At 74.5% G+C, this 23,727-nt stretch carries 9 protein-coding genes; 6 read left to right on the top strand and 3 right to left on the bottom strand.

Annotated features, from left to right (window positions below; translation table 11 throughout):
- The first annotated feature begins 191 nt into the window (after positions 1 to 191).
- From AC069K_RS24035 to AC069K_RS24060, 6 genes are all read left to right on the top strand, one after another.
- The gene (locus tag AC069K_RS24035; protein WP_478620037.1) at positions 192 to 15,047 is read left to right on the top strand and encodes an SDR family NAD(P)-dependent oxidoreductase; all 14,856 of its coding nucleotides are present in this window, start codon (positions 192 to 194) and stop codon (positions 15,045 to 15,047) included.
- 247 nt (positions 15,048 to 15,294) lie between these two features.
- Positions 15,295 to 15,702, top strand: coding sequence for an SRPBCC family protein (locus tag AC069K_RS24040; protein WP_478619633.1), 408 nt, complete (start codon positions 15,295 to 15,297; stop codon positions 15,700 to 15,702).
- Complete coding sequence (locus AC069K_RS24045; RefSeq protein WP_365106631.1) at positions 15,699 to 16,940, top strand: acyltransferase family protein; 1,242 nt, start codon at positions 15,699 to 15,701, stop codon at positions 16,938 to 16,940. The genes AC069K_RS24040 and AC069K_RS24045 overlap by 4 nt, the downstream gene beginning before the upstream one ends.
- A gap of 13 nt (positions 16,941 to 16,953) precedes the next feature.
- On the top strand, positions 16,954 to 18,150 hold the full coding sequence (locus AC069K_RS24050) for a cytochrome P450 (RefSeq protein ID WP_478619637.1): 1,197 nt from the start codon (positions 16,954 to 16,956) through the stop codon (positions 18,148 to 18,150).
- A complete protein-coding gene (locus tag AC069K_RS24055; RefSeq protein WP_358830629.1) occupies positions 18,147 to 18,386 on the top strand; it encodes a ferredoxin in 240 nt (79 codons plus the stop codon). The genes AC069K_RS24050 and AC069K_RS24055 overlap by 4 nt, the downstream gene beginning before the upstream one ends.
- Before the next feature lie 210 nt (positions 18,387 to 18,596).
- The gene (locus tag AC069K_RS24060; RefSeq protein ID WP_365106638.1) at positions 18,597 to 18,986 is read left to right on the top strand and encodes a winged helix-turn-helix transcriptional regulator; all 390 of its coding nucleotides are present in this window, start codon (positions 18,597 to 18,599) and stop codon (positions 18,984 to 18,986) included.
- Between the two features lie 82 nt (positions 18,987 to 19,068).
- On the opposite strand, the gene AC069K_RS24065 is transcribed toward AC069K_RS24060, so the two are convergent.
- The 3 genes from AC069K_RS24065 to AC069K_RS24075 form a co-directional block, all read right to left on the bottom strand.
- Positions 19,069 to 20,586 carry an FAD-dependent oxidoreductase gene (locus AC069K_RS24065; protein ID WP_365106640.1) on the bottom strand — a complete coding sequence of 506 codons (1,518 nt, stop codon included), beginning with the start codon at positions 20,584 to 20,586 and terminating at the stop codon, positions 19,069 to 19,071.
- A 322-nt stretch (positions 20,587 to 20,908) separates the two neighbouring features.
- Positions 20,909 to 22,387, bottom strand: coding sequence for a DHA2 family efflux MFS transporter permease subunit (locus AC069K_RS24070; RefSeq protein ID WP_365106643.1), 1,479 nt, complete (start codon positions 22,385 to 22,387; stop codon positions 20,909 to 20,911).
- Positions 22,388 to 22,571: 184 nt separating this feature from the next.
- Positions 22,572 to 23,495 carry an NADP-dependent oxidoreductase gene (locus AC069K_RS24075; RefSeq protein WP_365106645.1) on the bottom strand — a complete coding sequence of 308 codons (924 nt, stop codon included), beginning with the start codon at positions 23,493 to 23,495 and terminating at the stop codon, positions 22,572 to 22,574.
- Positions 23,496 to 23,727: the final 232 nt, after the last annotated feature.

The following is a 23,727-nucleotide window of genomic DNA, read 5'->3' on the forward strand; positions in this document are numbered from 1 at the left end:
CGGATGCGTGCGGGGACGCGTCGCCGTCCCCGTCCCACCTCCCGGATCCTCTGCCGGGAGGCGGGGCGGGGCCCCGTTCCGGCGCCCAAGTCAGGGAGGCCATAGGGGGACGGACAGGGGGTGAGCGACGGTGCCGCGCGATGAGACTGACGGGACGCCGGGACCATTTGCGAACAAGAGATGTGGTGACCATGCTCCGAACCGACCTGATCCGGCCGCTACCGGAACGACTGCGCGCTCATGCCGAGCAGTACGGGGACAAGATCGCTTACCGCGACGCCCGCCGCGCGGTCTCCTACCGGGACCTGTACGTCCGGACCGGCCGGCTCGCCGGGCACCTCGCCGCCCACCGGCTCCAGCCGGGTGACCGCGCGGCCATCCTGCTCGGCAACCGCGTGGAGAGTGTCGAGAGCTATCTGGCGATCACCCGGGCCAACGGGATCGGCGTCCCGCTCAACCCCCGTGCCACCGAGGACGAACTGGCCTACCAGCTCGACGACAGCGGCGCCCGCGTCCTGCTCACCGACCACACCCACCACGCCCGGCTGCGCGAAGTGCTGCGCGAGCGGCCCGGGATGACCGTGGTTCTCGTCGGCGACGCGCCCGGCCGCACCCCGGAGGGGACGCTCTCCTTCACCCGGCTGGTCACGGACGAGCCGGAGTTCCCGGCCCGCGACGACCTCGGCCTCGACGAGCCCGCCTGGATGCTCTACACCTCCGGGACCACCGGCCGGCCCAAGGGCGTGCTCTCCACCCAGCGCAACTGCCTGTGGTCGGTGGCCGCCGGATACATCCCGGTCACCGGCCTCACCGCCGAGGACCGCGTGGTGTGGCCGCTGCCGCTCTTCCACAGCCTCGCCCACATCTTCTGCGTCCTCGCCGTCACCTCCGTCGGCGCCAGCGCCCGCATCGTCGACGGCTTCGAGGCCGACGACGTGCTCGACGCCCTGACGGAGGAGTCCGCCACCTTCCTCGCCGGTGTGCCGACCATGTACCACTACCTGGTGCGCGCCGCCCGCAGGTCCGGCTTCACCGCCCCCGGACTGCGCATGTGCCTCGTCGGCGGCGCGGTCACCACGGCGGAGCTGCGCCGCTCCTTCGAGGAGGCGTTCGGCGCGCCCCTCATCGACGCCTACGGCTCGACCGAGACCTGCGGCTCCATCACCATCAACTGGCCCACCGGCAAGCGGGTCGAGGGCTCCTGCGGCCTGCCCGTCCCCGGCCTCGGCGTGCGCCTGGTCGACCCGGAGACCGGCTTCGACGTACCCGACGGAGCCGAGGGCGAGGTGTGGGTGCGCGGCCCCAACGTGATGCTCGGCTACCACAACCGGCCCGAGGCCACCGCCGAGGTCATGCGCGACGGCTGGTACCGCACCGGCGACCTCGCCCGCCGCGACGACGCCGGGTACTTCACGGTGACCGGCCGCATCAAGGAACTCATCATCCGCGGCGGCGAGAACATCCACCCCGGCGAGGTCGAGGAGGTCCTGCGGGGCCTGCCCGGCGTCGCCGACGTCGTGGTCGCCGCCAAGCCGCACGACGTCCTCGGCGAGGTCCCGGTCGCCTTCCTCGTGGCAGGCCCCGAGGGCTTCGACCCGCAGGCACTGCTCGCCGAGTGCCGGGCGCGGCTGTCCTCGTACAAGGTCCCCGAGGAGCTGTACGAGATCGACAGCGTCCCGCGCACCGCCTCCGGCAAGATCACCCGCCATCGGCTGGCCGCCGCGCCCGCCCGGCTGCGGGCCGTCGGCACCGGCCACTACGACTCCCTGCTGCGCCTCGACTGGTTCCCGCTGCCCCTCGCGGCACGGGACACGCCCGCGCCGCGCCGCTACGCCGTCGCCGGACCGGGCGCGCCGGCCCTCGCCGCGGCCCTGCCCGAAGACGCCGAGACGACCGTCCACGCCGACCTGGACGCCGTACGGCGCGCGGTCGCGGGCGGCGCCCCGCTGCCCGAGGTCACCCTGCTCGCCGTCGCCGATACGGCCGGCGAGCCCGGCGACGACCCCGTCACGGCCGCCCACGCACTCGTCGCGCGGCTCCACGAGCAGACCGACGACTGGGCCGGCGACCCGCGCACCGCCGGGGGCCGCGTGACCGTGGTGACCCGCGCCGCCGTCGCCGTCTCCGGCGAGGACCCCGCCGTCGACCCGGTCCAGGCCGCCGTGTGGGGCTGGGCCGCGGGCGCCCGGGAGCGTCACGGCGACCGGCTCACCGTCGCCGACCTCGGCGCCGGCGCCGAAGCGTTCCTCGCCGCCGCCCTCTCCTCGGACGAACCCCGCCTGGCCGTGCGGCCCTCCGTCGCGCTCCGGCCGCGCCTGACGCGGGTGCCCGCGGGCGACAGCGACCCCGACGCCCCGCGCCCGGCCGGGCCGGTCCTGGTCACCGGCGCGCACACCGACGTCGCCGCCACCCTCACCCGCCATCTCGTCGCCGTGCACGGCGTGCGCGACCTCGTCCTGCTCAGCCCGCACGGCCGCGGCGACGAGCGGGCCGCCGCCCTCAAGGCGGCCCTCGCCGAGCGGGGCGCCAAGGTGCGCCTGCTCGCCGGGGACCCGGCCGACCGCCGCGCCCTCGCCAAGGTGCTCGGCTCGCTGACCACCTCCCCGGCGCAGATCCTCCACACCGCAGGCGCCGCCCCCGCCTCCCCCGGCGGGCACCCCGACGCCGCCCTCCAGGGCGCCTGGAACCTGCACGAACTCACCCGCGGCACCGACGTGTCCGCGTTCGTCCTGCTCACCTCCGCCGCCGCCGTCCTGGAGTCCGCCGACCGCGCCGCGCAGGCGGCGCACGCCGCGTTCCTGGAGGGCCTCGCCCGGCTGCGCCACGCGCACGGCCTGCCCGCCCAGACCCTCGTCTGGGAGCCGGGCACCGCCCTGCCCGCCCAGACGGCCCTCGCCATGTGGGACGCGGCCCGCGGCACCGCCCAGCCGTACCTCGCGGTGCTGCGCGTCGACGCGGACGCGGCCCGCTCCGGCTCCGCGCCGGTCCTGCTGCGCGCGCTCATCGACACCGACGCGGGCACGGCGGCCCAGAGCCCCGACGCCGCCGCGACCGTGCTGCGCGACCTGCTCGACCCGCTGCCCGACGCGGCCCGGCTGCACGCCCTGACCGAACTGGTCCGGGCCGAGGCGGCGCGGGTGCGCGGACTCGCGGGCGCGCCCGACGTCGCCGCCGACCGCGCCTTCAAGGACCTCGGCTTCAGCAGCCTCGACGCGGTCTCCCTGCGCGGCGCGCTCATCACCGCGACCGGCGTGCCGCTCGCGGTGACCGTGGCCTTCGACCACCCCACCCCCGCGGCCCTCGCCGCCTACCTCAAGGCCGAGCTGTGGCAGGAGCAGCCGGTGGCCCCGGCCGTGCCCGAGCCCGCCGCGACCTCCGAGGACGAGGCCATCGCGATCGTCGGCATGGCCTGCCGCCTCCCGGGCGGGGTGACCTCACCGGCCGAACTGTGGCGCCTGGTCGAGGACGGCGTCGACGCCATCAGCCCCTTCCCCGAGGACCGCGGTTGGGACCTGGGCGAGCTGTTCTCCGACGACCCCGCCGCCCGCGGCACCTCGTACGCGCGCGCCGGCGGATTCCTCTACGACGCGGGCGAGTTCGACGCCGAGCTCTTCGGCATCTCCCCGCGCGAGGCGCTCGCCATGGACCCGCAGCAGCGGCTGCTCCTGGAGACCTCCTGGGAGCTCCTCGAAGGCGCCGGCATCGCCCCCGACTCGCTCCACGGCAAGGACGTGGGCGTCTTTGCCGGTCTGATGTACCACGACTACGCGTCCCATCTGCGCCGCGCCCCGCAGGACATCGAGGGCTACCTCGGCATCGGCGCCGCGGGCAGTGTCGCCACCGGCCGCATCTCCTACACGCTCGGTCTGCGCGGCCCCGCCGTCACCGTCGACACCGCCTGCTCCTCCTCGCTGGTGGCACTGCACCTGGCGGCCCGCGCGCTGCGCGAGGGCGAGGCGTCCATGGCCATGGCGGGCGGCGTCGCCGTGATGGCGAAGCCGTCGCCGTTCGTGGAGTTCTCCCGCCAGCAGGGCCTCGCCGCCGACGGCCGCAGCAAGGCGTTCGCGGACTCCGCCGACGGCACCAGCTGGTCCGAGGGCGTCGCCCTGGTCCTGCTCGAACGCCTTGAGGACGCCCGGCGCAACGGCCACCAGGTCCTGGCCGTGCTGCGCGGCTCCGCCGTCAACCAGGACGGCGCCTCCAACGGCCTCACCGCCCCCAGCGGCCCGGCCCAGGAGCGCGTGATCCGCCAGGCGCTCGCCCAGGCCGGGCTCACCCCCGCCGACGTCGACGCCGTCGAGGCGCACGGCACCGGCACCACCCTCGGCGACCCCATCGAGGCCGGCGCGGTGCTCGCCACCTACGGCCGCGACCGGCCGGGCGACCGGCCGCTCTGGCTGGGCTCGCTCAAGTCGAACATCGGCCACACCCAGGCCGCCGCCGGTGTCGCCGGTGTCATCAAGACGGTCCTCGCGCTGCGCCACGGCGTCCTGCCCAAGACCCTCCACATCGACCAACCGTCCACCAAGGTCGACTGGTCGCGCGGCGCCGTCGAACTGCTCGACGAGGCCCGGCCCTGGCCCGAGACCGGCCGTCCGCGCCGGGCCGCCGTGTCCTCCTTCGGCGTCAGCGGCACCAACGCCCACGTCATCCTGGAACAGGCCGAGGAGGAGGCGCCCGCCACCGCCGGGACCGCGCCCGCCGCGCCGGGCACCGTGGTCTGGCCGCTGTCGGCGAAGACCGCGCAGGCCCTCGCCGCCCAGGCGGCCCGGCTGGCCGACCACGCCGCCGCGCACCCGGACCAGTCGGCCGCCGACATCGCCCTCTCGCTGGTCACCGGCCGCGCCGCCCTCGACCACCGTGCCGTGCTCCTCGCCGAGGACCGGACGGCGGCCGTGGAGGCCGCCCGCGCACTGGCCGGGGGCCGCCCCACCGCCGACGCCGTCACCGGCGCGGTCGCCCCGGGCCGTAACGCGTTCGTCTTCTCCGGACAGGGCAGCCAGCGCCTGGGCATGGCCCGCGAACTCCACGCGGCCGAGCCCGTCTTCCGCGACGCCTTCGACGAGGTGTGCGCCGCACTCGACCCGCACCTGACGGGCCGTCCGCTGCGCGAGGTGGTCTTCGGCGACGACGCCGGACTGCTCGACCGCACCGAGTACACCCAGCCCGCGCTCTTCGCCGTCGAGGTCGCGCTCTTCCGCCTCCTCGCGTCGCGCGGCGTCGAGCCCGCCCTGCTCTGCGGCCACTCCATCGGCGAACTCGCCGCCGCCCATGTCGCCGGGGTCTGGTCCCTCGACGACGCCGCACGGCTCGTCGCCGCGCGCGGCCGGCTGATGCAGGCGCTGCCCGCCACGGGTGCCATGGTCGCCGTACAGGCCACCGAGGAGGAGGTCACCGGGCTGCTCACCGACCGGGTGAGCCTCGCCGCCGTCAACGGCCCCCGGGCCGTGGTGGTCTCCGGCGCCGAGCCCGACGTCACGGCCATCGCCGCCGAACTGGAGCGGCGCGGTCACAAGACCAAGCGGCTGCGCGTCAGCCACGCCTTCCACTCGCCGCTCATGGAGCCGATGCTGGAGGACTTCCGGGCCGTCGCCGAGAGCATCGCGTACGCCGAACCGGTCATCCCCGTCGTCTCCGACCTCACCGGCCGGCTCGTCGCCCCCGGCGAGCTGACCCGCCCCGAGTACTGGGTCCGGCACGTCCGCGGGACGGTCCGCTTCGCCGACGCCGTACGCACCCTGTACGCCGAGGGCGCCCGCACCTTCGTCGAACTCGGCCCCACCGGGGTCCTCACGGCGATGGTCCAGGACTGCCTGGGCGACGACGGCGACGGCGCCGTCGCGGCGCTCGCCGTGCTGCGCCGCGACAGGCCCGAGCCGCGCTCCCTGACCACCGCCCTCGCGCAGCTGCACGTGCGCGGCGTCACGGTGGACTGGGCCGGGCCCCTGACGGAAGCGGGCGCGCGCGCCGTACCGCTGCCCACCTACGCCTTCCAGCGCCGCCGCTACTGGCTGCCCGCCTCCGACGGCGGCGCCGCCGACGTCGCCGCGGCCGGTCTCGCGGCCGTCGACCACCCGCTGGTCGCCGCCGTGGTCGCCGTCCCCGACGAGGACAAGGTGGTCGGCACCGGCCGCCTCTCGCTCGCCACGCACCCGTGGCTGGGCGAGCACCGCGTCTCCGGCCACGCCGTGGTGCCGGGCACCGCCGTGCTCGACATGGTGCTCCGCGCCGGTGACGAGGCCGGCACGCCGCTCGTCGACGAACTGGTCATGGAGGCGCCCCTGGTCCTGCCCGAGCGGTCCGCCCTCCAGGTCCGGATCACCGTCTCGGCCCCCGACACCACCGGCCGGCGCCCGGTCACCGTCCACGCGCGCCCCGACGAGGCGTCCCTGCTCGCGCCGTGGACCCTGCACGCCTCCGGCTTCCTCGCCGACGAGGAGAGCGGCGGCAGCGGCGCCGGGACGCCGTTCCCGGCCGCGTGGCCGCCCGCCGGTGCCGTCTCCGTGGACACCGACGGCTTCTACGAGCGCCAGGTGGCCGAGGGCTTCGGCTACGGCCCGGCCTTCCAGGGGCTGCGCGCCGCCTGGACCGACGGCGACGTCCGGTACGCCGAGGTGGCGCTGCCCGACGACAAGGCGTCCGAGGCCGAGCGGTTCGGCCTGCACCCCGCCCTGTTCGACGCGGCCCTCCACTCCGACAAGGCCACCGAGGCGCCCGGCGCCGCGCCCCACCTGCCGTTCGCCTTCGCCCGTGTGGCGCTCCACGCGACCGGCGCGACCGCGCTGCGGGTCCGGATCGCCCCCGCGCCCGGCGGCGGCACCCGGGTCGACCTCGCCGACCCCTCGGGCAGCCCCGTCGCCACCCTCGGCGCGCTCACGCTGCGCCCGGTCGCCGCGGAGAAGCTGGGCGGCCCCCAGGACACCTCGGCGGACCTGCTCTTCCGTACCGACTGGAAGCCGCTGCCCCTGCCGGGCGGCGCCGCCCACGACGGCATCGCCGAACTCCGGTTCGGCGCCCCCTTGCCGGAGGCCCCCTGGCCGGTCCACGACGACCTGGACGCCTGGCTGAGCGGCCCGGACACCCCCGGGGTGCTCCTCGCCCGGCTGCCCGCGTCCGGCGCCGACGACGCCCAGGCCGTGCGCGACGCCACCGGCCGCGTCCTGGACCTGCTGCGCGACTGGCTCGGCCGGGATGTCCCGGAGACCGCCCGCCTGGTGGTCCTGACCCGGGGCGCGGTCGCCGTGCACAGCGCCGACGAGGTCACCGACCCGGCCGCCGGAGCCGTCTGGGGGCTGCTGCGCGCCGCGCAGTCCGAGCACCCGGGACGCTTCGTCGTGGCGGACACCGGCGACGACGTCCCGGCCGGGCTGCTCGCGGCGGCCCTGGCCACTGCGGAGCCCCAACTGGCCGTCCGCGCGGGCGAGGTGAGCGTGCCGCGGCTCGCCCGCCTCAACGCCGAGCCGCCGCTCGCGGTCCCGTCCGGCGCCCCCACCTGGCGTCTGGCGGCCACCGCGGACACCGGCTCCCTGAGCGACCTGGCCCTGGTCGCGGGGCCCGACCCGGACGCGCCGCTCGCGGCGGGCCAGGTGCGGGTCGCGGTCCGCGCCTGCGGCGTCAACTTCCGCGACGTCCTGGTGGCGCTGGGCATGGCGCCCGGCCAGACCGGCCTCGGCGGCGAGATCGCCGGTGAGGTCCTGGCCGTCGGCCCCGGCGTCACGGACCTCGGGCCCGGTGACCGCGTGATGGGTCTGACCGACGACTTCGGCGGCTTCGGCCCCGTCGCCCTCACCGACCACCGGATGCTCGCCCGCGTCCCCGCCCACTGGTCCTTCGAGCAGGCCGCCGCGGTGCCGGTCGCCTACCTCACCGCGTACTACGGCCTGAGCGACCTGGCGCGGCTGGCGCCGGGGGAGTCCGTCCTGGTGCACGCCGCCGCCGGTGGCGTGGGCACGGCCGCGGTCCAGCTCGCCCGGCACTTCGGCGCCGAGGTCTACGGCACCGCCAGCCCCGGCAAGTGGCCCGCGCTGCGCGCCCAGGGCTTCGACGACGCCCACCTGGCGTCCTCCCGCGACGCGGACTTCGCCGACCACTTCCGCACCGCTTCCGGCGGCCGGGGCGTCGACGTCGTCCTCAACTCGCTGGCCGGTGAACTCACCGACCGCTCGCTGGAACTGCTGGCGCCCGGCGGCCGGTTCCTGGAGCTCGGCAAGACCGACATCCGCACCGCCGAGGAGGTCTCCGGCACCCACCCGGGAGTCCGCTACCAGGTGTACGACATCCGCGACGCCGGCCCCAGCCGCATCCGCCGGATGCTCACCGAGCTGGTCGCGCTCTTCGAGAGCGGCGCGCTGTCGCTGCCGCGGATCACCGCGTACGACGTGCGGCGCGCCCCGACCGCGTTCCGCAACCTCGGGCAGGCCCGGCACACCGGCAAGGTGGTCCTCACCGTGCCGCGGCCGCTCGACCCGGACGGCACGGTGCTCATCACCGGCGGTACCGGCACCCTCGGCGGTCTCGTCGCCCGTCATCTCGTCGCCGAGCACGGGGTACGCCGTCTGCTGCTCACCGGCAGGCGCGGCGCGGACACCCCGGGAGCGGCCGAACTGGTCGCCGAACTCACCGGGGCGGGCGCCGAGGTGACGGTCGCGGCGTGCGACGTGGCCGACCGCGAGCAGGTGCGCGCGCTCCTCGCCGCCGTCCCCGCCGAACACCCGCTGACCGGCGTCGTGCACACCGCGGGCGTGGTCGACGACGGCATCGTCACCGCCCTCACCCGCGAGCGCTTCGACACCGTGCTGCGGCCCAAGGCCGACGGAGCGCTCCACCTCGACGAACTGACCCGGGGCGCCGACCTCGCGGCGTTCGTGATGTTCTCCTCGGCCGCGGGCACCCTCGGCAACGCCGGACAGGGCAACTACGCGGCGGCCAACGCGTTCCTGGACGCGCTGGCGCACCGCCGGCACGCCGCGGGGCTGCCCGCCGTGTCCCTCGCCTGGGGCCTGTGGGCGCAGGCCAGCGGCATGACCGCCGCCCTCGACGAGTCCGCCGTCGCCCGCACCCGGCGCGGCGGCATGCGGGCCCTGACGAGCGAGGAGGGCATGGCGCTCCTCGACGCGGCACTGCGCGGCGCCGACCCGGCGCTGCTGCCGGCGGCGCTCGACCTCGGCACGGCCCCCGACGGGGACGTCCCCGTCCTGCTGCGCTCGCTGGTGCGCCCGGCGCGCCGGGCCGCCCGCAAGGCGGCCGACCAGGCGGCGCCGCACCTGGCCGGGCTCGCCCCGGAGGCCAGGTCGCGGGCCCTGCTCGAACTCGTACGGGCCCAGGCCGCCGAGGTGCTGGGCCACGGCTCCGCCGACGACGTCGCCGCCGAACGCGCCTTCAAGGACGCCGGGTTCGACTCGCTGACCGCCGTCGAGCTGCGCAACCGGCTCACGGCCGCCACGGGCCTGCGGCTGTCGGCGACCCTCGCCTTCGACCACCCGACCCCGCAGGCGCTCGCCCGGCACATCGAGAGCGAGCTGACCGGCACCGCCGCCGAGGCCGCGCCCGTACGGACCGCGGCGCCCGCCGACCCGGACGACGACCCGATCGCGATCGTCGCCATGGGCTGCCGGTTCCCCGGCGGCGTCGGCACCCCCGAGGAGTTCTGGCGGGTGGTCGAGGACGGCACCGAGGTCATCGGCGGCTTCCCGGCCGACCGCGGCTGGGACCTCGACGCGCTCTTCGACCCCGACCCGGACCACACCGGCACCTCCTACACCGACCGGGGCGCGTTCCTGGACGCCGCCGCGTTCGACGCCGAGTTCTTCGGCATCTCGCCGCGCGAGGCGCTCGCCATGGACCCGCAGCAGCGGCTGCTCCTCGAAGTGGCGTGGGAGACCTTCGAGGGCGCCGGGATCGACCCGACGTCCCTTCAGGGCAGCGACGTCGGCGTCTTCACCGGTGTCATCAACCACGACTACGCCCAGCGGCTCCAGCAGGCCCCGGCGGAGCTGGAGGGCTACCGGCTGACCGGTATCTCCGGCAGCGTCGCCTCCGGCCGCCTCGCCTACACCCTGGGGCTGCGCGGGCCCGCCCTCTCCGTCGACACCGCCTGCTCCTCCTCGCTGGTGGCGCTGCACCTCGCGGTGCGCTCGCTGCGCCAGCGCGAGTGCTCCATGGCGCTCGTCGGCGGGGTCACCGTCATGGCGACGCCGGACAACTTCATCGAGTTCTCCCGGCAGCGCGGCCTCGCCGCCGACGGCCGCGTCAAGGCGTTCGCCGCCGAGGCCGACGGCACCGTGTGGGCCGAGGGCCTGGGGCTGCTGCTCGTCGAGCGGCTCTCCGAGGCACGCCGTCGCGGCCACCCGGTGCTCGCCCTGGTCAAGGGCACCGCCGTCAACCAGGACGGCGCGTCCAACGGGCTGACCGCGCCCAACGGCCCGGCCCAGCAGGACGTCATCCAGCAGGCCCTCGCCGACGCCGGGCTGACGGCCGCGGACGTCCAGGCCGTCGAGGCGCACGGCACCGGCACCGCCCTCGGCGACCCCATCGAGGCGCAGGCGCTGCTCGCCACCTACGGCCGGGCCCGCACCCCGGACGAGCCGCTGTGGCTCGGCTCGGTCAAGTCCAACATCGGCCACACCCAGGGCGCCGCGGGCGTCGCCGGGCTGATCAAGATGGTCCTGGCGATGCGGCACGAGCTGCTGCCCAGGACGCTCCACGCCGACACCCCGTCCCCGCACATCGACTGGGAGTCCGGCGCCGTCGAACTCCTCCAGGAGGCCCGGCCGTGGACGGTCGGGGCGGACGAGCCGCGGCGCGCGGCCGTCTCCTCCTTCGGCGTGAGCGGCACCAACGCCCACATCGTCCTGGAACAGGCCCCCGCCGAGCCGGTCGTGTCCGGGACCGGTGCCACCGCGGCCCCGGCCGGGGACGCCGCCCCGGCGCTCCCCGTCCTGCTCTCCGCGCACTCCGCGACGGCCCTGCGCGCCCAGGCCGCCCGGCTCGCCGCGCGGGTCGCCGACGCCCCCGAGGTGCCGGTCGCCGACCTGGCGTACTCACTGGCGACCACACGCGCCCGGCTCGACCACCGGGCCGTGGTCGTCGCGGCCGGCTACGACGACCTGCGGGCGGCGCTCGACGCGCTGGCCGCCGGCGGCCCCGGCGCCGTCACCGGCTCCACCGCGCCGGGCGGCACCGCGTTCCTCTTCACCGGACAGGGCAGCCAGCGCCCCGGCATGGGACGCGAACTGTACGAGCGGTTCCGGCCGTTCGCGGCGGCGTTCGACGAGATCTGCGCCGCGTTCGACCCGCTGCTGCCGCGCCCCCTCGCGGACGTGGTCATGGAGGGCGACCCGGAGCTGCTCGCGCGCACCGAGTTCACCCAGCCCGCGCTCTTCGCGGTGGAGGTCGCGCTCTTCCGGCTGCTCCAGGCGTGGGGCGTACGCCCCGACCACCTCGCCGGGCACTCCATCGGCGAGCTGGCGGCGGCCCATGTGGCGGGCGTGCTCGACCTGGACGACGCGGCGGCCCTCGTCGCGGCCCGCGGCCGGCTCATCCAGGCCCTGCCCGAGGGCGGCGCGATGATCGCCGTCCAGGCGGCGGAGGCGGACGTCCTGCCACTGCTGGAGGGCGTCGGCCACCTGGTGGGCGTCGCCGCCGTCAACGGCCCCGAGGCCGTGGTGATCTCGGGTGACGCCGAGGAGGCCGGCCGCATCGCCGACGTGCTCGCGCAGCGCGGTCTGAAGACCAAGCGGCTGCGGGTCAGCCACGCCTTCCACTCCCCGCTCATGGAGCCGATGCTGGAGGAGTTCCGCTCCGTGGCCGGGCGGCTGACCTACCACGAGCCGGAGATCCCGGTGGTGTCCGGCGTCACCGGCGCGCTCCTGGCGCCCGAGGAGCTGTGCTCGCCCGAGTACTGGGTCGGCCATGTCCGCGCCGCGGTCCGCTTCCACGACGTGGTGCGGACCCTGGACGCCCTGGGCACCGGCACCTACCTGGAGCTCGGCCCTGACGCGGTGCTCACCGCGATGGTGCGCGAGTCGCTCGCCGGGCAGGACGCGGACCCCGCCGACGGGGCCGCTGCCGCCGCCCTGCTGCGGCGCGGGCGCGACGAGGCCACGACCCTGCTCACCGCGCTCGCCGAGGCGTACGTCCGCGGCGCCGCCGTCGACTGGACCGCCGCCTTCGAGGGCCTCGGCGCCCACCGCGTCGACCTGCCGGGCTACGCGTTCCAGCGGCAGCGGTACTGGCCGGAGACGGCCACCGCGACCGGCGGCGCCGCACCCGGGCTGCGCGCCACCTCGCACCCGCTGCTCGGCGGCGGCCTCGACATGGCCGACGGCGGCGGGGTCGTGCTCACCGCGCGGCTCTCCGCGCGCGGCCACGCCTGGCTCGCCGACCACGAGGTGTCCGGCACCGTCCTGGTGCCGGGGGCCGCGCTGGTGGAGATGGCGGTCCGGGCCGGTGACGAGGTCGGCTCCGGCCACCTCGCCGAACTCGTCCTGGAGGCACCGCTGGTGCTGCCCGCCGAAGACGCCCTCCAGGTGCAGGTCGTCGTCGGCTCCGGCGACGGCGCCGGGCGCCCGGTGAGCATCCACTCGCGGGCCGCCGACGCCCCGGCGGGCGCGCCGTGGACCCGGCACGCCCAGGGCACCGTCACCGACCGGCCCGCCGAGCCGGGCACCCCGCTCGCCGCCTGGCCGCCGGCCGGGTCCGAACGGCGCGACATCGACGGCTTCTACGCCGCCAAGGCCGGGCAGGGCTTCGCCTACGGGCCCGCGTTCCAGGGCCTGAAGTCGGTGTGGACCCGCGACGAGGAGATCCTCGCCGAGGTCGAGCTGCCCGCTGAACTGGCCGCGGAGGGTACCCGGTTCGGGCTGCACCCCGCGCTCTTCGACGCCGCGCTCCACGCCGCCGACCTCGCCTGGGCGGACGACGCCCCCGGCGCGGACGGGGAGCGCACGGTGGCCCTGCCGTTCGCCTGGAACGACGTCACCCTGCACGCCTCCGGCGCCACCGCGCTGCGGGTACGGATCGTCCCCGCCGGGACGGAGGCCTTCTCCCTGCAGGCCACCGACCCCACCGGCGCGCCGGTCCTCACGGTCGGCTCCCTGGTGCTGCGCCGCATGCCGGCCGCGCGCCTCGGCGCCGCCGCCGACACCACCGGCGACCAGCTGTTCCGGGTGGTGTGGCAGCCGGTGCAGACGCGGGCGCCCCGGTCGCAGACGACCTGGGCGGTCCTCGGCGGCGACGCCGGACCCGTGGCCGCGCCCAACGCCGCGTACGCCGACGCCACCGCCCTCGCCGACGCCATCGAGGCGGGCACCGCCCCGATGGACGCGGTGCTGCTCGGGGCGGTCGACGGCGGAGTCGGCGACACCCCGGCGCGCACCCGCGCGCTCACCGGCCGGGTCCTCGGCCTCCTGCAAGGGTGGCTCGCCGAGCCCCGCCTGGAGGAGGGCACGCTGGTGGTGGTCACCCGGCGCGCGGTCCCGGCGGCGGGGAGCGAGGAGTCCTGCGACCCGGCCGCTGCCGCGGTGTGGGGCCTGGTGCGCACCGCGCAGTCGGAGCACCCGGGGCGGGTCACGCTGCTCGACATCGACGACGAGACCGCGCTCGCCGCGCTGCCCGCCGTGCTCCACAGCGGCGAGCCGCAGAGCGCGGTGCGCGGCGGCCGGATCCTGGTGCCGAGGCTGGACCGGGTCGCCCCGGGCGAGCAGGCGGGCGCGGGCACGGCCCGTGCGCTGGATCCGGAGGGCACCGTCCTCGTCACCGGCGGCACCGGCACCCTGGGCGGATTGGTCGCCCGGCGCCTGGTCACCCACCACGGGGCGCGCAGGCTGCTCCTGGTGAGCCGGCGCGGTCCGCAGGCCGACGGGGCCGCGGCGCTCAAGGACGACCTGCGGGCCCTGGGCGCGCGGGTGACGATCGCCACGGCCGACGCCGCCGACCGGGCGGCCCTCACCGAGGTGCTCGACGCGATCCCGCCGGAGCACCCGCTGACGGCCGTGGTGCACGCCGCGGGCACCGTGGACGACGGCGTGGTGACGGCGCTCGACGCCGCGCGCCTCGACAGCGTCCTCGCGCCCAAGGCGGACGGCGCCTGGCATCTGCACGAGCTCACCCAGCGCCTGGACCTCGCGGCCTTCGTGACGTTCTCCTCGGCGGCCGGTGTGCTCGGCAACCCCGGGCAGGCCAACTACGCGGCGGCCAACGCCTTCCTGGACGGCCTCGCGGCCCTGCGCCGCGCACAGGACCTGCCGGCGCTGTCGCTGGCCTGGGGCCTGTGGGACACCGACAGCGAGCTGACGGCCCATCTGAACGCCGACGGCGGCGGCCGCGGCGCCCTGCCGCAGCTCTCGCAGGACGACGGGCTCGCCCTCTTCGACCGGGCGCTCACCCTGGACGAGGGGCTGCTGGTGCCGGCGGCGCTCGACCTGCCGGGCGTCCGCGAACGGGCCAGGACCGGTTCCGTACCGGCCCTGCTGCGGGCGCTGGTCCGGCCGGTGCGCCAGGCGGCCGGCGCCGCGAGCGCGGGGGAGCACGGTCTGGCCGAACGGCTGGTGGCGCTGTCGCCCGCCGAGCGGGAGGCCGCCGTACTGGACCTGGTGCGGACGGCCGCCGCCGCCGCGCTCGGCCACTCCGGGGCCGGGGCCGTCAACCCCGACCAGGCGTTCAAGGACATCGGCTTCGACTCGCTGGCCGCGGTCGATCTGCGCAACCGGCTCGCCGCCGCCAGCGGCGTGCGGCTTTCGGCCACGCTGGTGTTCGACTTCCCGACGCCCGGGGCGCTCGCCGCGGAGCTCGGCCGGATGGTGCTGCCGGAGCGGGACACCGCGCCCGAGGCGCTCCTCCTCGACGAGGTGGAGCGGCTGGAGCGGGCGCTGGCCGGCGGCGGGGCCGACGACGACGCGGTCCACGCGCAGGTCACCGGACGGCTGCGCGGACTGCTCGCCCGCTGGGAGGCGGGGCGCGGCGCCGTGGGAGGGGACGTCCTCGATCTGGAGACGGTCTCCGACGACGACCTGTTCGAGCTGGCGGAGCGCGAGCTCGGCCTGTCCTGAGAGCCCCCGGGCCCGGCGCGGTGAGCCCCGCGCCGGGCCCGGGCGCCGCCCCGGCCCGGCAGGGCCGCCCGCGGCCGGGCGCGCCGTGCCGCCGTGTTCCCCCGGGAACACGGCGGCATGCGGCGTTCAGGAGGGAATCGGCCTTTCCGTGCCCGTCCAAAGAGGCCGCCATCCCCCTTGACAGCAAGCCGATATAGGGGTTGATGAGGGGTGGGCGCGGGGTGTCGCGGTCTTCCATCATGCTGGCATGACATCGATTGTTCGCGAATTCGCCGTAGCCGCCGACGAAAAGACAGCATGGGCCGCCCTCGCTGATGTCGGCGCGGTCAACAAGCTGATCCCCTTTCTCGGCCCCGTCACCGTCGACGGTGACGTCCGCAAAATCGACATGGGCGAGTTCGGAATCATCGAAGAGCTCGTCGTGACCGTCGACGACGAGCGCCGCCGCGTCGCCTACAGCGTGCGCCGGTCGCCGTGGCCGCTGGTCCACCACCACTCCTCGATGCAGATCCTGCCGCCCGCGCCGGGCGAGAGCGGCAGCCGTCTGCTGTGGCTCGTCGACCTGCTTCCGGCGGACGTCGCGCCGGAATTCGCCTCCGGAATGGACGGCGCCGTCGAGGCCATCCGCGATTCCCTCGCCGAGCCCGCTTCATGAGACCGTTCACGGGGGTCGAGCGGGATTACGACGAGAACCGTCGCCGCAACGACCTGCCCTCGCTGACCGGACTGCGGTTCTTCGCGGCGCTGCTGGTCTTCTTCGCCCACGCGTCGCTGCTCAACAATCCGCTGGATCTCACCGGTCCGGTGAACTTCTACGCGGACGACGACATCGCGCGGGGGATGGCGGACTTCTTCGAGCCGGCCGGGTACGTGGGGGTGTCGTTCTTCTTCGTCCTCAGCGGATTCGTCCTCACCTGGTCCTGGTCCCGCAAGAAGACGAACTCCGCGGGCTCCTTCCTGCGCCGCCGGCTGGTGAAGGTCTTCCCCAACCACCTGGTCGCCTGGGCCGTGGTCATGTGGCTGTACGCCGGCGCCTTCACGCCGATGCGCGCCTGGCTGCCGAACCTGTTCCTGCTGCACTCCTACAGCTGGCGCCCCGACATCAGCAGCAGCGTCAACGTGCCCGCCTGGTCGCTCTGTTCGGAGGTGCTGTTCTACCTCCTCTTCCCGCTGATCATCGGGCCGCTCACGCGGATCGCCGACCGGCGGCTGTGGCTGTGGGCCGGCGGCATGGTGGCGGGGATCGCCGCGGTCGCGCTGGTCGCGAAGTACCTGATCCCCTCGGGCCAGTCCTTCCCGCTCGCGCCGCTGCCGATGACCAAGATGTGGTTCGCGTACCTCTTCCCGCCCGCCCGGCTCTTCGAGTTCGTCCTGGGCGCGCTGCTCGCCCGGATCGTCGCCGCGGGCCGCTGGCCGCGCGTCGGAGCCGTGCCGGTGCTGCTGCTCGCCGCCGCCGGCTACACCGCGGCGCTGAACGTCCCGGCGCCGTACGACTTCTCGCTCACCACGGTCGTGCCGATCGCCGCGATCATCTGCACCGCCGCCTCGGCCGACCTGCGCGGGGAGCGCGGCCTGCTCAACGGGCCGGTGATGGTGTGGCTGGGCACCGTCTCCTTCGGCTTCTACATGATCCAGGCCGTCCCGATCTTCTACGGCCGGCTGCACCTGTTCGACACCCACACCTACGGCTTCCTCACCGCCACCGCGCTGCTGGTGCTGCTCTTCGCGGCCACCCTGCTCGCCGGCTGGCTGCTGTACCGGTTCGTGGAAACGCCGGTCATGCGCCGCTTCGGCCGCGGCCGCCGCGACCGGACGCCGATCCCCGCGGTCCCGGCCCAGCAGCCGGGCCCGGTCCCCGCACCGACTCCGGCACCGCCGGGCACCTCCCTCTGAAAGGTTCCATCCGATGACGGCAGAGACGGCAGAGCCGTACCCGTTCGGCCCCTACGAGCGCCTCGACATGCACCCCAAGTACGCCGAGTACCGGCAGGAGTGCCCGGTCAAGCGGGTCTCCATGCCGTTCGGCGGCGAGGCCTGGCTCGCCACCCGCTACGACGACTCCAAGACGGTGATGGCCGACCCGCGCTTCAGCCGGGCCGCCACCATCGGCAAGGACGTGCCGCGCAGCCGCCAGGCCTTCGAGGACCCCATCATCGTGGCCCTCGACCCGCCGGAGCACACCCGGCTGCGCAAGCTGGTCGCCAAGGCGTTCACCAACCGCCGCATCGAGAGGATGCGCCCGCACGTCGAGTCGATCGTCACCGATCTGGTCGACCGGTTCATCGCGCTCGGACCGGGCGCCGACCTCGCGGAGAACGTCGCCTGGCCGCTGCCGATCACGGTCATCTGCGAACTCCTCGGCGTGCCCAGGGAGGACCAGCAGACGTTCCGCGGCCTGGTCGACGTCTGGCTCACCACCGGTGAGGAGCGCCCGCTGGAGGAGGTGTCCGCCGCCCTCGACGAGCTGGTGCGGTACATGGGCGACCTGCTCGCCAAGCGACGCGCCGAGCCGAGGGACGACCTGCTCTCCGCGCTCGTCGCCGCGCGCGAGGGCGACGACCAGCTCGGCGAGGAGGAGCTGGTGATGCTCGGCATCACCCTGCTCGCGGCCGGCCACAAGACCACCGCCAACCAGCTCAGCAGCCACATCTTCGCCCTCCTGGAGGACCGCGAGCGCTGGGAGGAACTGGTCGCGGACCCGGACCTGGTGCCCCGTGCCGTGGAGGAGCTGCTGCGGTACTCGCCGCTGTCGCCCGCCTCCGACAACACCCGTATCGCCAAGGAGGACATGGTCCTCGGCGGCCGTGCCATCAAGGCCGGCGACGCCGTGATGATCAACTACGCGGCGGCCAACCGCGACCCCGAGGTCTTCCCCGACCCGGACCGGCTGGACTTCCACCGCGAGAGCAACCCGCACGTCGCCTTCGGGCACGGCCTCCACCACTGCCTGGGCGCCCCGCTCGCGCGCATGGAGCTCCAGAGCGCCCTGCGCGCCCTGGTGACCCGGCTGCCCGGCCTGCACCTGGCCGTCCCCGCCGAGGAGGTGCCCTGGCGCATGGAGTCCGTCGCCCGCGGGGTGCGCGAGCTCAAGGTGACGTGGTGAGCGGTGTGACGGAGACGGCCTGGCGGGTCGAGGTCGACCGGAAGGTCTGCATGGGCACCGGCATCTGCGCCAGCGCCTTCCCGGCCCACTTCACCCTCGAAGGCAACAAGTCCCGCCCCACGGCGGAGCACGCCGCTCCCGACGAGGGTCTGCTCGACGCGGTGGACCTGTGCCCCATGAGCGCCATCCGCGTCACCGACACGGTCACCGGCGACCTCGTCCTGTCGGACGACTGACGCGTCGAGGTCACCGCTGCCCGGGCCACCAGGCCCCGACCGGCCCCGAGTCCGCCCCGAGCGGCGCCAACGGGCCGCTCGGGGCCGTTGGTTGTTCCCGCGCCGTCCCTTGGCCGAAACCGCATAGGTGCAGTTCAGCCCCTCAGTGCATTTCTTGTAACAGTGGGGCTGTTGTGTGACCATGCGGGCATCGGAAGAAAGGCTTTCCCCATGCCGAGCACTGCCGCCATGACCAGAGTGCCCAACCGTGCCGACGCCTGTACGGTGCTCGACGTACTGAACCGGGTCAGCGGGAAATGGAGCATCGGAGTCCTGCTCATCGCCCTTGAGGGGCCGGTCCGCTTCACCGAGCTGGAGCGTTCGCTCCCCGGCATCAGCCGGCGCATGCTCACCCTGACCCTGCGCAACCTGGAGGCCGACGGCCTCCTGGACCGCACGGTGTACGCCACGGTCCCGCCGAAGGTCGAGTACCGGGCGACGGAGATGGCCGGCGAGCTCTACGAGTCGCTGACCGGGCTGACCGAGTGGGCGCGCCGCCACCAGGACACCATCGCGGCCCGGCGTACCGTGCCGTCCTGCGTCTCCGACGGCGCCGCCTGACCCGACGCACCGCGAAGCCCGATGGGGCGCCCCCGCTTCGGGGGCGCCCCATCGGGCTTCGGTCACACCTGTCGCGGCGCGGTCAGCTGCCGATGCTCTGCGGGTGGTTGAAGAAGTTCGGCGCGTCGTAGCGCCGCTTGACCGCGACCAGCCGGTCGTAGTTCTCGGCGTAGTACGCCCGGCGCCAGTCGTCCCGCTCCCCGTTGGGGAAGTTCAGGTACGTCTCGCCGCTGGAGAGCGGGTCGATGATGGAGAAGGCGCGGGTCGGCCACACCATGGCGGCCGCGGCCTCCTCGGCGGTCGGCTCCTTGAACGCCATGCTCGCCATCGCCACGAAGAACTCGGCGTCGCGGTGGACATAGGCGGTCTCGGTACGGAACGGCCGCTTGGAGACACCGCCCAGAGCCATGAAGTACAGGTTGCGGGCCTGTCCGGGCCGGCGGTCGGCCTCGAACGCGGCCAGCAGGTCGGCGACGCCCTTGCGGCCGGTGGGCCGGTCGAGCAGCCGGGTCAGCTCGCGCATGAACGGGACGCGCTGGAGCTGCGCGGCCGGGTTGGAGCCGGTGCGGTGGCACTGCTCCGCCGTGAGCTGCTCGCAGCCGTACACGTGCTTCATGGCGTCGGCGTACGGCAGGTCCTGGACGGTGCGCAGCGTGGGCGTCGCGCCGGCCTCGGCGGCGAGCTCGTTGAGGGCGGTCTCCAGCTCCGCCTGCGGGCCGAGGTAGCCACCGGTGATCTGGACCATCGGTACGTTGCCGGAGGCGCCGTCGGCGAGGAACACGCTCAGCGTCGACCCCAGGTTGTCCGAGCCGAAGTAGAGCCACTCCTGCCAGGCGTTGATGACCTCGAGCGCCTTGTCGTACGGCCACAGGGTGTTGTAGAAGACCATGGTCGGGGCGTTGATCGGGCGCACCTCGAACTCGGTGACCACACCGAAGTTGTTGCCGCCGCCGCCGCGCAGCGCCCAGAACAGGTCGGCGTTCTCCGAGGAGCTGGCGCGCACCTGCGAGCCGTCGGAGAGCACCAGCTTGGCCGAGACCAGACGGTCGCTGCCGATGCCGAACTTGCGGGTCTGGAGGCCGATGCCGCCACCGGAGAGGTAGCCGCCGGGGCACACGGTCGGGCAGGTGCCGCTGATGACCTGCTTGCCGAGCGGCTTGAGCTTGGTGAGGACGTCGACGCCCTGGGCGCCGGGGCCTACCTTGACGGTGCTGGTGCCGACCGTGGCGTGGTTGATGCGGCCGACGTCCAGGATCATGCCCTTGGTGGTGGACCAGCCGGCCAGGTTGTGGCCACCGCTGCGGATCCGGGTGGCGATGCCGTTGTTGCGGGCGAACTTGATGGCCGTGGCCACGTCCGCCGGGGTCTCGCAGTAGACGATGCCCTCGGGGTTGAGGGAGTCGAACTCCCCGAGGATGACCTGCTTGGCGTAGGTGTAGCCGGTGTCCGTGGGCAGCACCACGTCACCCTGGAGCATCGGGCGCAGCTTCTCCCACTCACTGGTGGTGGCGCTGTACGCCGCCCTGGCGGTGATTCCCGCGGCGGTCGTGGCGAGCGCCACGCCCGCGCCACCGCGGAGAATGGACCGTCGACTCAGCATGATTCCTCCTGGACGAGTTCGCCGTGGCGGCAGAACAATTCCCTGTCATTCGCTGTGAGCCTAGGAGGGGGTGGCGGGCCAGGGGCACCCCTATCCCACCCCGGTCATTTCCGCGAAACGACAGGAAGAGGGGACGGAGAAAAAGGAAAAGGAAAAGGGAGAAAGGGGTGTGGCGGTGGACGCGGGCGCGGGCGGAAACGACGACATGACGAAGCCCGGCAAGCGACTGCCGGGCTTCGCCATGGGCGCCGGCGGCGGATGCCGCCGGCAACGGGTTCCGTCCAGGAGCGGGGGATGTCCCGTCCGGACCCGAACTCAGGGGTTACGCGATGACCGTCGGCACCGCCTGCTGCTCGTCGGCCGGCTCCACGGCGCCGCCCTGCGGGGCCTTGGGGGTGCGGATGACGACGGCGGCGACCACCAGCGCGGCGGTGACGAGCCCGGCGGAGACCATGAACGCGAGGTGGTAGCCCTCGGTCACGGCGTGCACCAGGTCCTTGCCGTCCTCGGTGGCCTTGTCGGTACGGGACGCCGCGAGCGTGGCGAGGATCGCGAGGCCGACGGCGCCGCCGATCTGCTGCATCGTGTTGTTGATGCCGGAGGCCAGACCGGAGTCCTCGGGGCGGGCGTTCGACATGGCGAGACCCACCAGGGCGGGGAAGGCCAGACCGCCGCCGATACCGAGCAGCACCAGGGCCGGGAGCACGTCCTGGACGTAGGAGCCGCCGACCGGGGCGCGGCCGAACAGCGCCAGACCGCCGGCGATGAACGCCAGGCTCGGCAGCAGGACCGCCTTGAGGCCGAACCGCATGTTCAGCTTGGGGGAGACCGTCATCGACAGGACACCGATGAGCACGGCCAGCGGCAGGAACGACAGGCCGATCTCCAGCGGCTCGTAGCCGAGGACCCGCTGGAGGTAGAGCGTGCCGAGGAAGAACTGGCCGAACATGCCCGCCAGCATCAGGGCGAGGACGCCGTTGGCGGCCGAGAGGTTCGGCACGCGCAGGATCGACAGCCTCATCAGCGGCGTCTTCGCGGTGGCCTGGCGGCCGATGAACGCGGCGAGCAGCAGGACGGCGACGGCGCCGAGACCCAGGGTGTGACCCGAGAGCCAGCCGTGCTCCTCGACCTTGAGGATCGTGTAGACACCGACCATCAGGGCGCCGGTGACCAGCACCGAGCCGAGGTAGTCGACACCGGCGCCGAGCCCCTGCGGCTCGTCCTTGGAGAGCAGCTTCATCCCGGCGATCACGACGATCACGCCGATCGGCACGTTCACGTAGAAGATCCAGCTCCAGTTGATGCCCTGGGTGAGGGCACCGCCCGCGAGCAGGCCGATGGCGGCGCCGCCGGAGCCGACGAAGCTGTAGATGCCGATGGCCTTGGCCTGGCCGGCCGGGTCCGGGAAGAGCGTCACCAGCATGCCCAGGATCACCGCGGAGGAGATCGCGCCGCCGGCGCCCTGGACGAACCGGGCCGCGATCAGCATGCCCTGGCTGGTGGCGGCGCCGCACCACAGCGAGGCGCCCGTGAAGACGACGACGCCGACGACGAAGAGGTTCTTACGGCCGAGGAGGTCGCCGAGCCGGCCCGCGAGGAGCAGCAGACCGCCGAACGCGATCAGATACGCGTTGACGACCCACGCGAGGTTGGACGGGGAGAATCCCAGATCGCTCTGAATGGACGGCAACGCCACATTGACGATCGTCTGGTCCAGGATAATCATCAGGAATCCGGCGCACAGCACAATGAGTGCTGCCCATCGGTTAGTCGGCGGAGCCTTTTCAGCTGCCGAAGACATGGCGGTACCTCCGCTGGGTAAATCGTGGGGACGATGAGGGAAATCTTGGGGACGTTTTCCAGCGTGCTCGACGGCGGGAGAACGCACAAGAAGGAACTTTTTTGTTTCACAGGAACATCGATGTTCCCGAGCAGGTCACAGGCGTGCGGCCGGGAAAAGTCACCCGGTCGCACGGGCGGGGGGCTCACACCACGACGACGACCTTGCCGGTGATCTGCCCAGTGTCGGCGAATTCATGGGCCGCCACCAGCTGTTCGAGCGGAAAAGTACGCTCGACGTGCGGGCGCAGCGCTCCCTCCTCGACCAGACCGGTGATACGGCGCAGTTCCTCGCCGGTCGGCCGCAGCGACACCCAGGCGTAGCGCCGGCCGAGTTCGACGGCCTCCCGCTCGGTGACCCCGGGGTCCAGGGTCGCGCCGAGCAGCAGCCCCCCAGGCCGCAGCGCCGCCAGCGACCGCTTCCCGTACGCCCCGCCGACGAGGTCGAGGACGACGTCCACGTTCCGCGCCGCCTCGGTGAAGTCGACGGCGGTGTAGTCGATCGGCTCGTCCACCCCCAGGGAGCGCAGGAAGTCGTGTTTGACCGCACGGGCGGTGCCCAGGACGTACGCGCCGCGCAGCTTGGCGAGTTGGACGGCGAAGTGCCCCACGCCACCGGCGGCCGCGTGGATCAGGATCCGGTCGCCGGCCCCGAGCGAGGCCTGCTCGACGGCCCGCAGCGCGGTGAGCGCGGCCACGGGCAGCGCCGCGGCCTCGACGTGTCCCAGGCCCGCGGGCCCGGGCGCGAGCGCCGCGGCGGGCACGGCGACGTACTCGGCGTACGTACCGATGAAGTACACCCCGTACACCGCGTCGCCCGGGGCGAACCCCGTGACACCGGGACCGGTCCCGGCCACCACCCCCGACAGGTCGGAGCCGAGCGTGAACGGCGGCTGGCCGGCCTGCGCCAGACCTGAACGCACCTTGGTCTCACCGAAGTTGACGGATGCCGCGTGCACCCGCACCAGCACCTCGCCGGGCCCCGGCGACGGCCGTTCCGCCTCCACCACCCGCAGCACCCGCGGCCCGCCGAACTCGTACTGGATCGCGGTCCGCATCCGGTGCCTCATCCCTGCTCCTCCTGTCGTCCTGCGCCGTGCCCCCAGCCTTCCGGCACGGGCCCGGACAGCGGGGACGCGGCGGGAAGTTAGGGAGGCCATAGGGGGAGGCTCTGGGGATCGGACCGGCCCCGGCGCGGCAAGACTGGGCGGCGAACACGCTGGGTGACCAAGCACCTCTCCGCGAATTCGCGCAGCGGCGGTGGGCCGATCGGAAGGATCACATGGATGTCGAGTGACGAGA

The organism is Streptomyces sp. NPDC043908 (assembly GCF_056435525.1).

Bases quoted from the DNA above. Each gene is read 5' to 3' on its own strand.
- AC069K_RS24060 (WP_365106638.1), top strand. From the start codon at position 18,597: ATGCCGAGCACTGCCGCCATGACCAGAGTGCCCAACCGTGCCGACGCC.
- AC069K_RS24035 (WP_478620037.1), top strand. From the start codon at position 192: ATGCTCCGAACCGACCTGATCCGGCCGCTACCGGAACGACTGCGCGCT.
- AC069K_RS24045 (WP_365106631.1), top strand. From the start codon at position 15,699: ATGAGACCGTTCACGGGGGTCGAGCGGGATTACGACGAGAACCGTCGC.
- AC069K_RS24065 (WP_365106640.1), bottom strand. From the start codon at position 20,586: ATGCTGAGTCGACGGTCCATTCTCCGCGGTGGCGCGGGCGTGGCGCTC.
- AC069K_RS24050 (WP_478619637.1), top strand. From the start codon at position 16,954: ATGACGGCAGAGACGGCAGAGCCGTACCCGTTCGGCCCCTACGAGCGC.
- AC069K_RS24040 (WP_478619633.1), top strand. From the start codon at position 15,295: ATGACATCGATTGTTCGCGAATTCGCCGTAGCCGCCGACGAAAAGACA.
- AC069K_RS24075 (WP_365106645.1), bottom strand. From the start codon at position 23,495: ATGAGGCACCGGATGCGGACCGCGATCCAGTACGAGTTCGGCGGGCCG.
- AC069K_RS24070 (WP_365106643.1), bottom strand. From the start codon at position 22,387: ATGTCTTCGGCAGCTGAAAAGGCTCCGCCGACTAACCGATGGGCAGCA.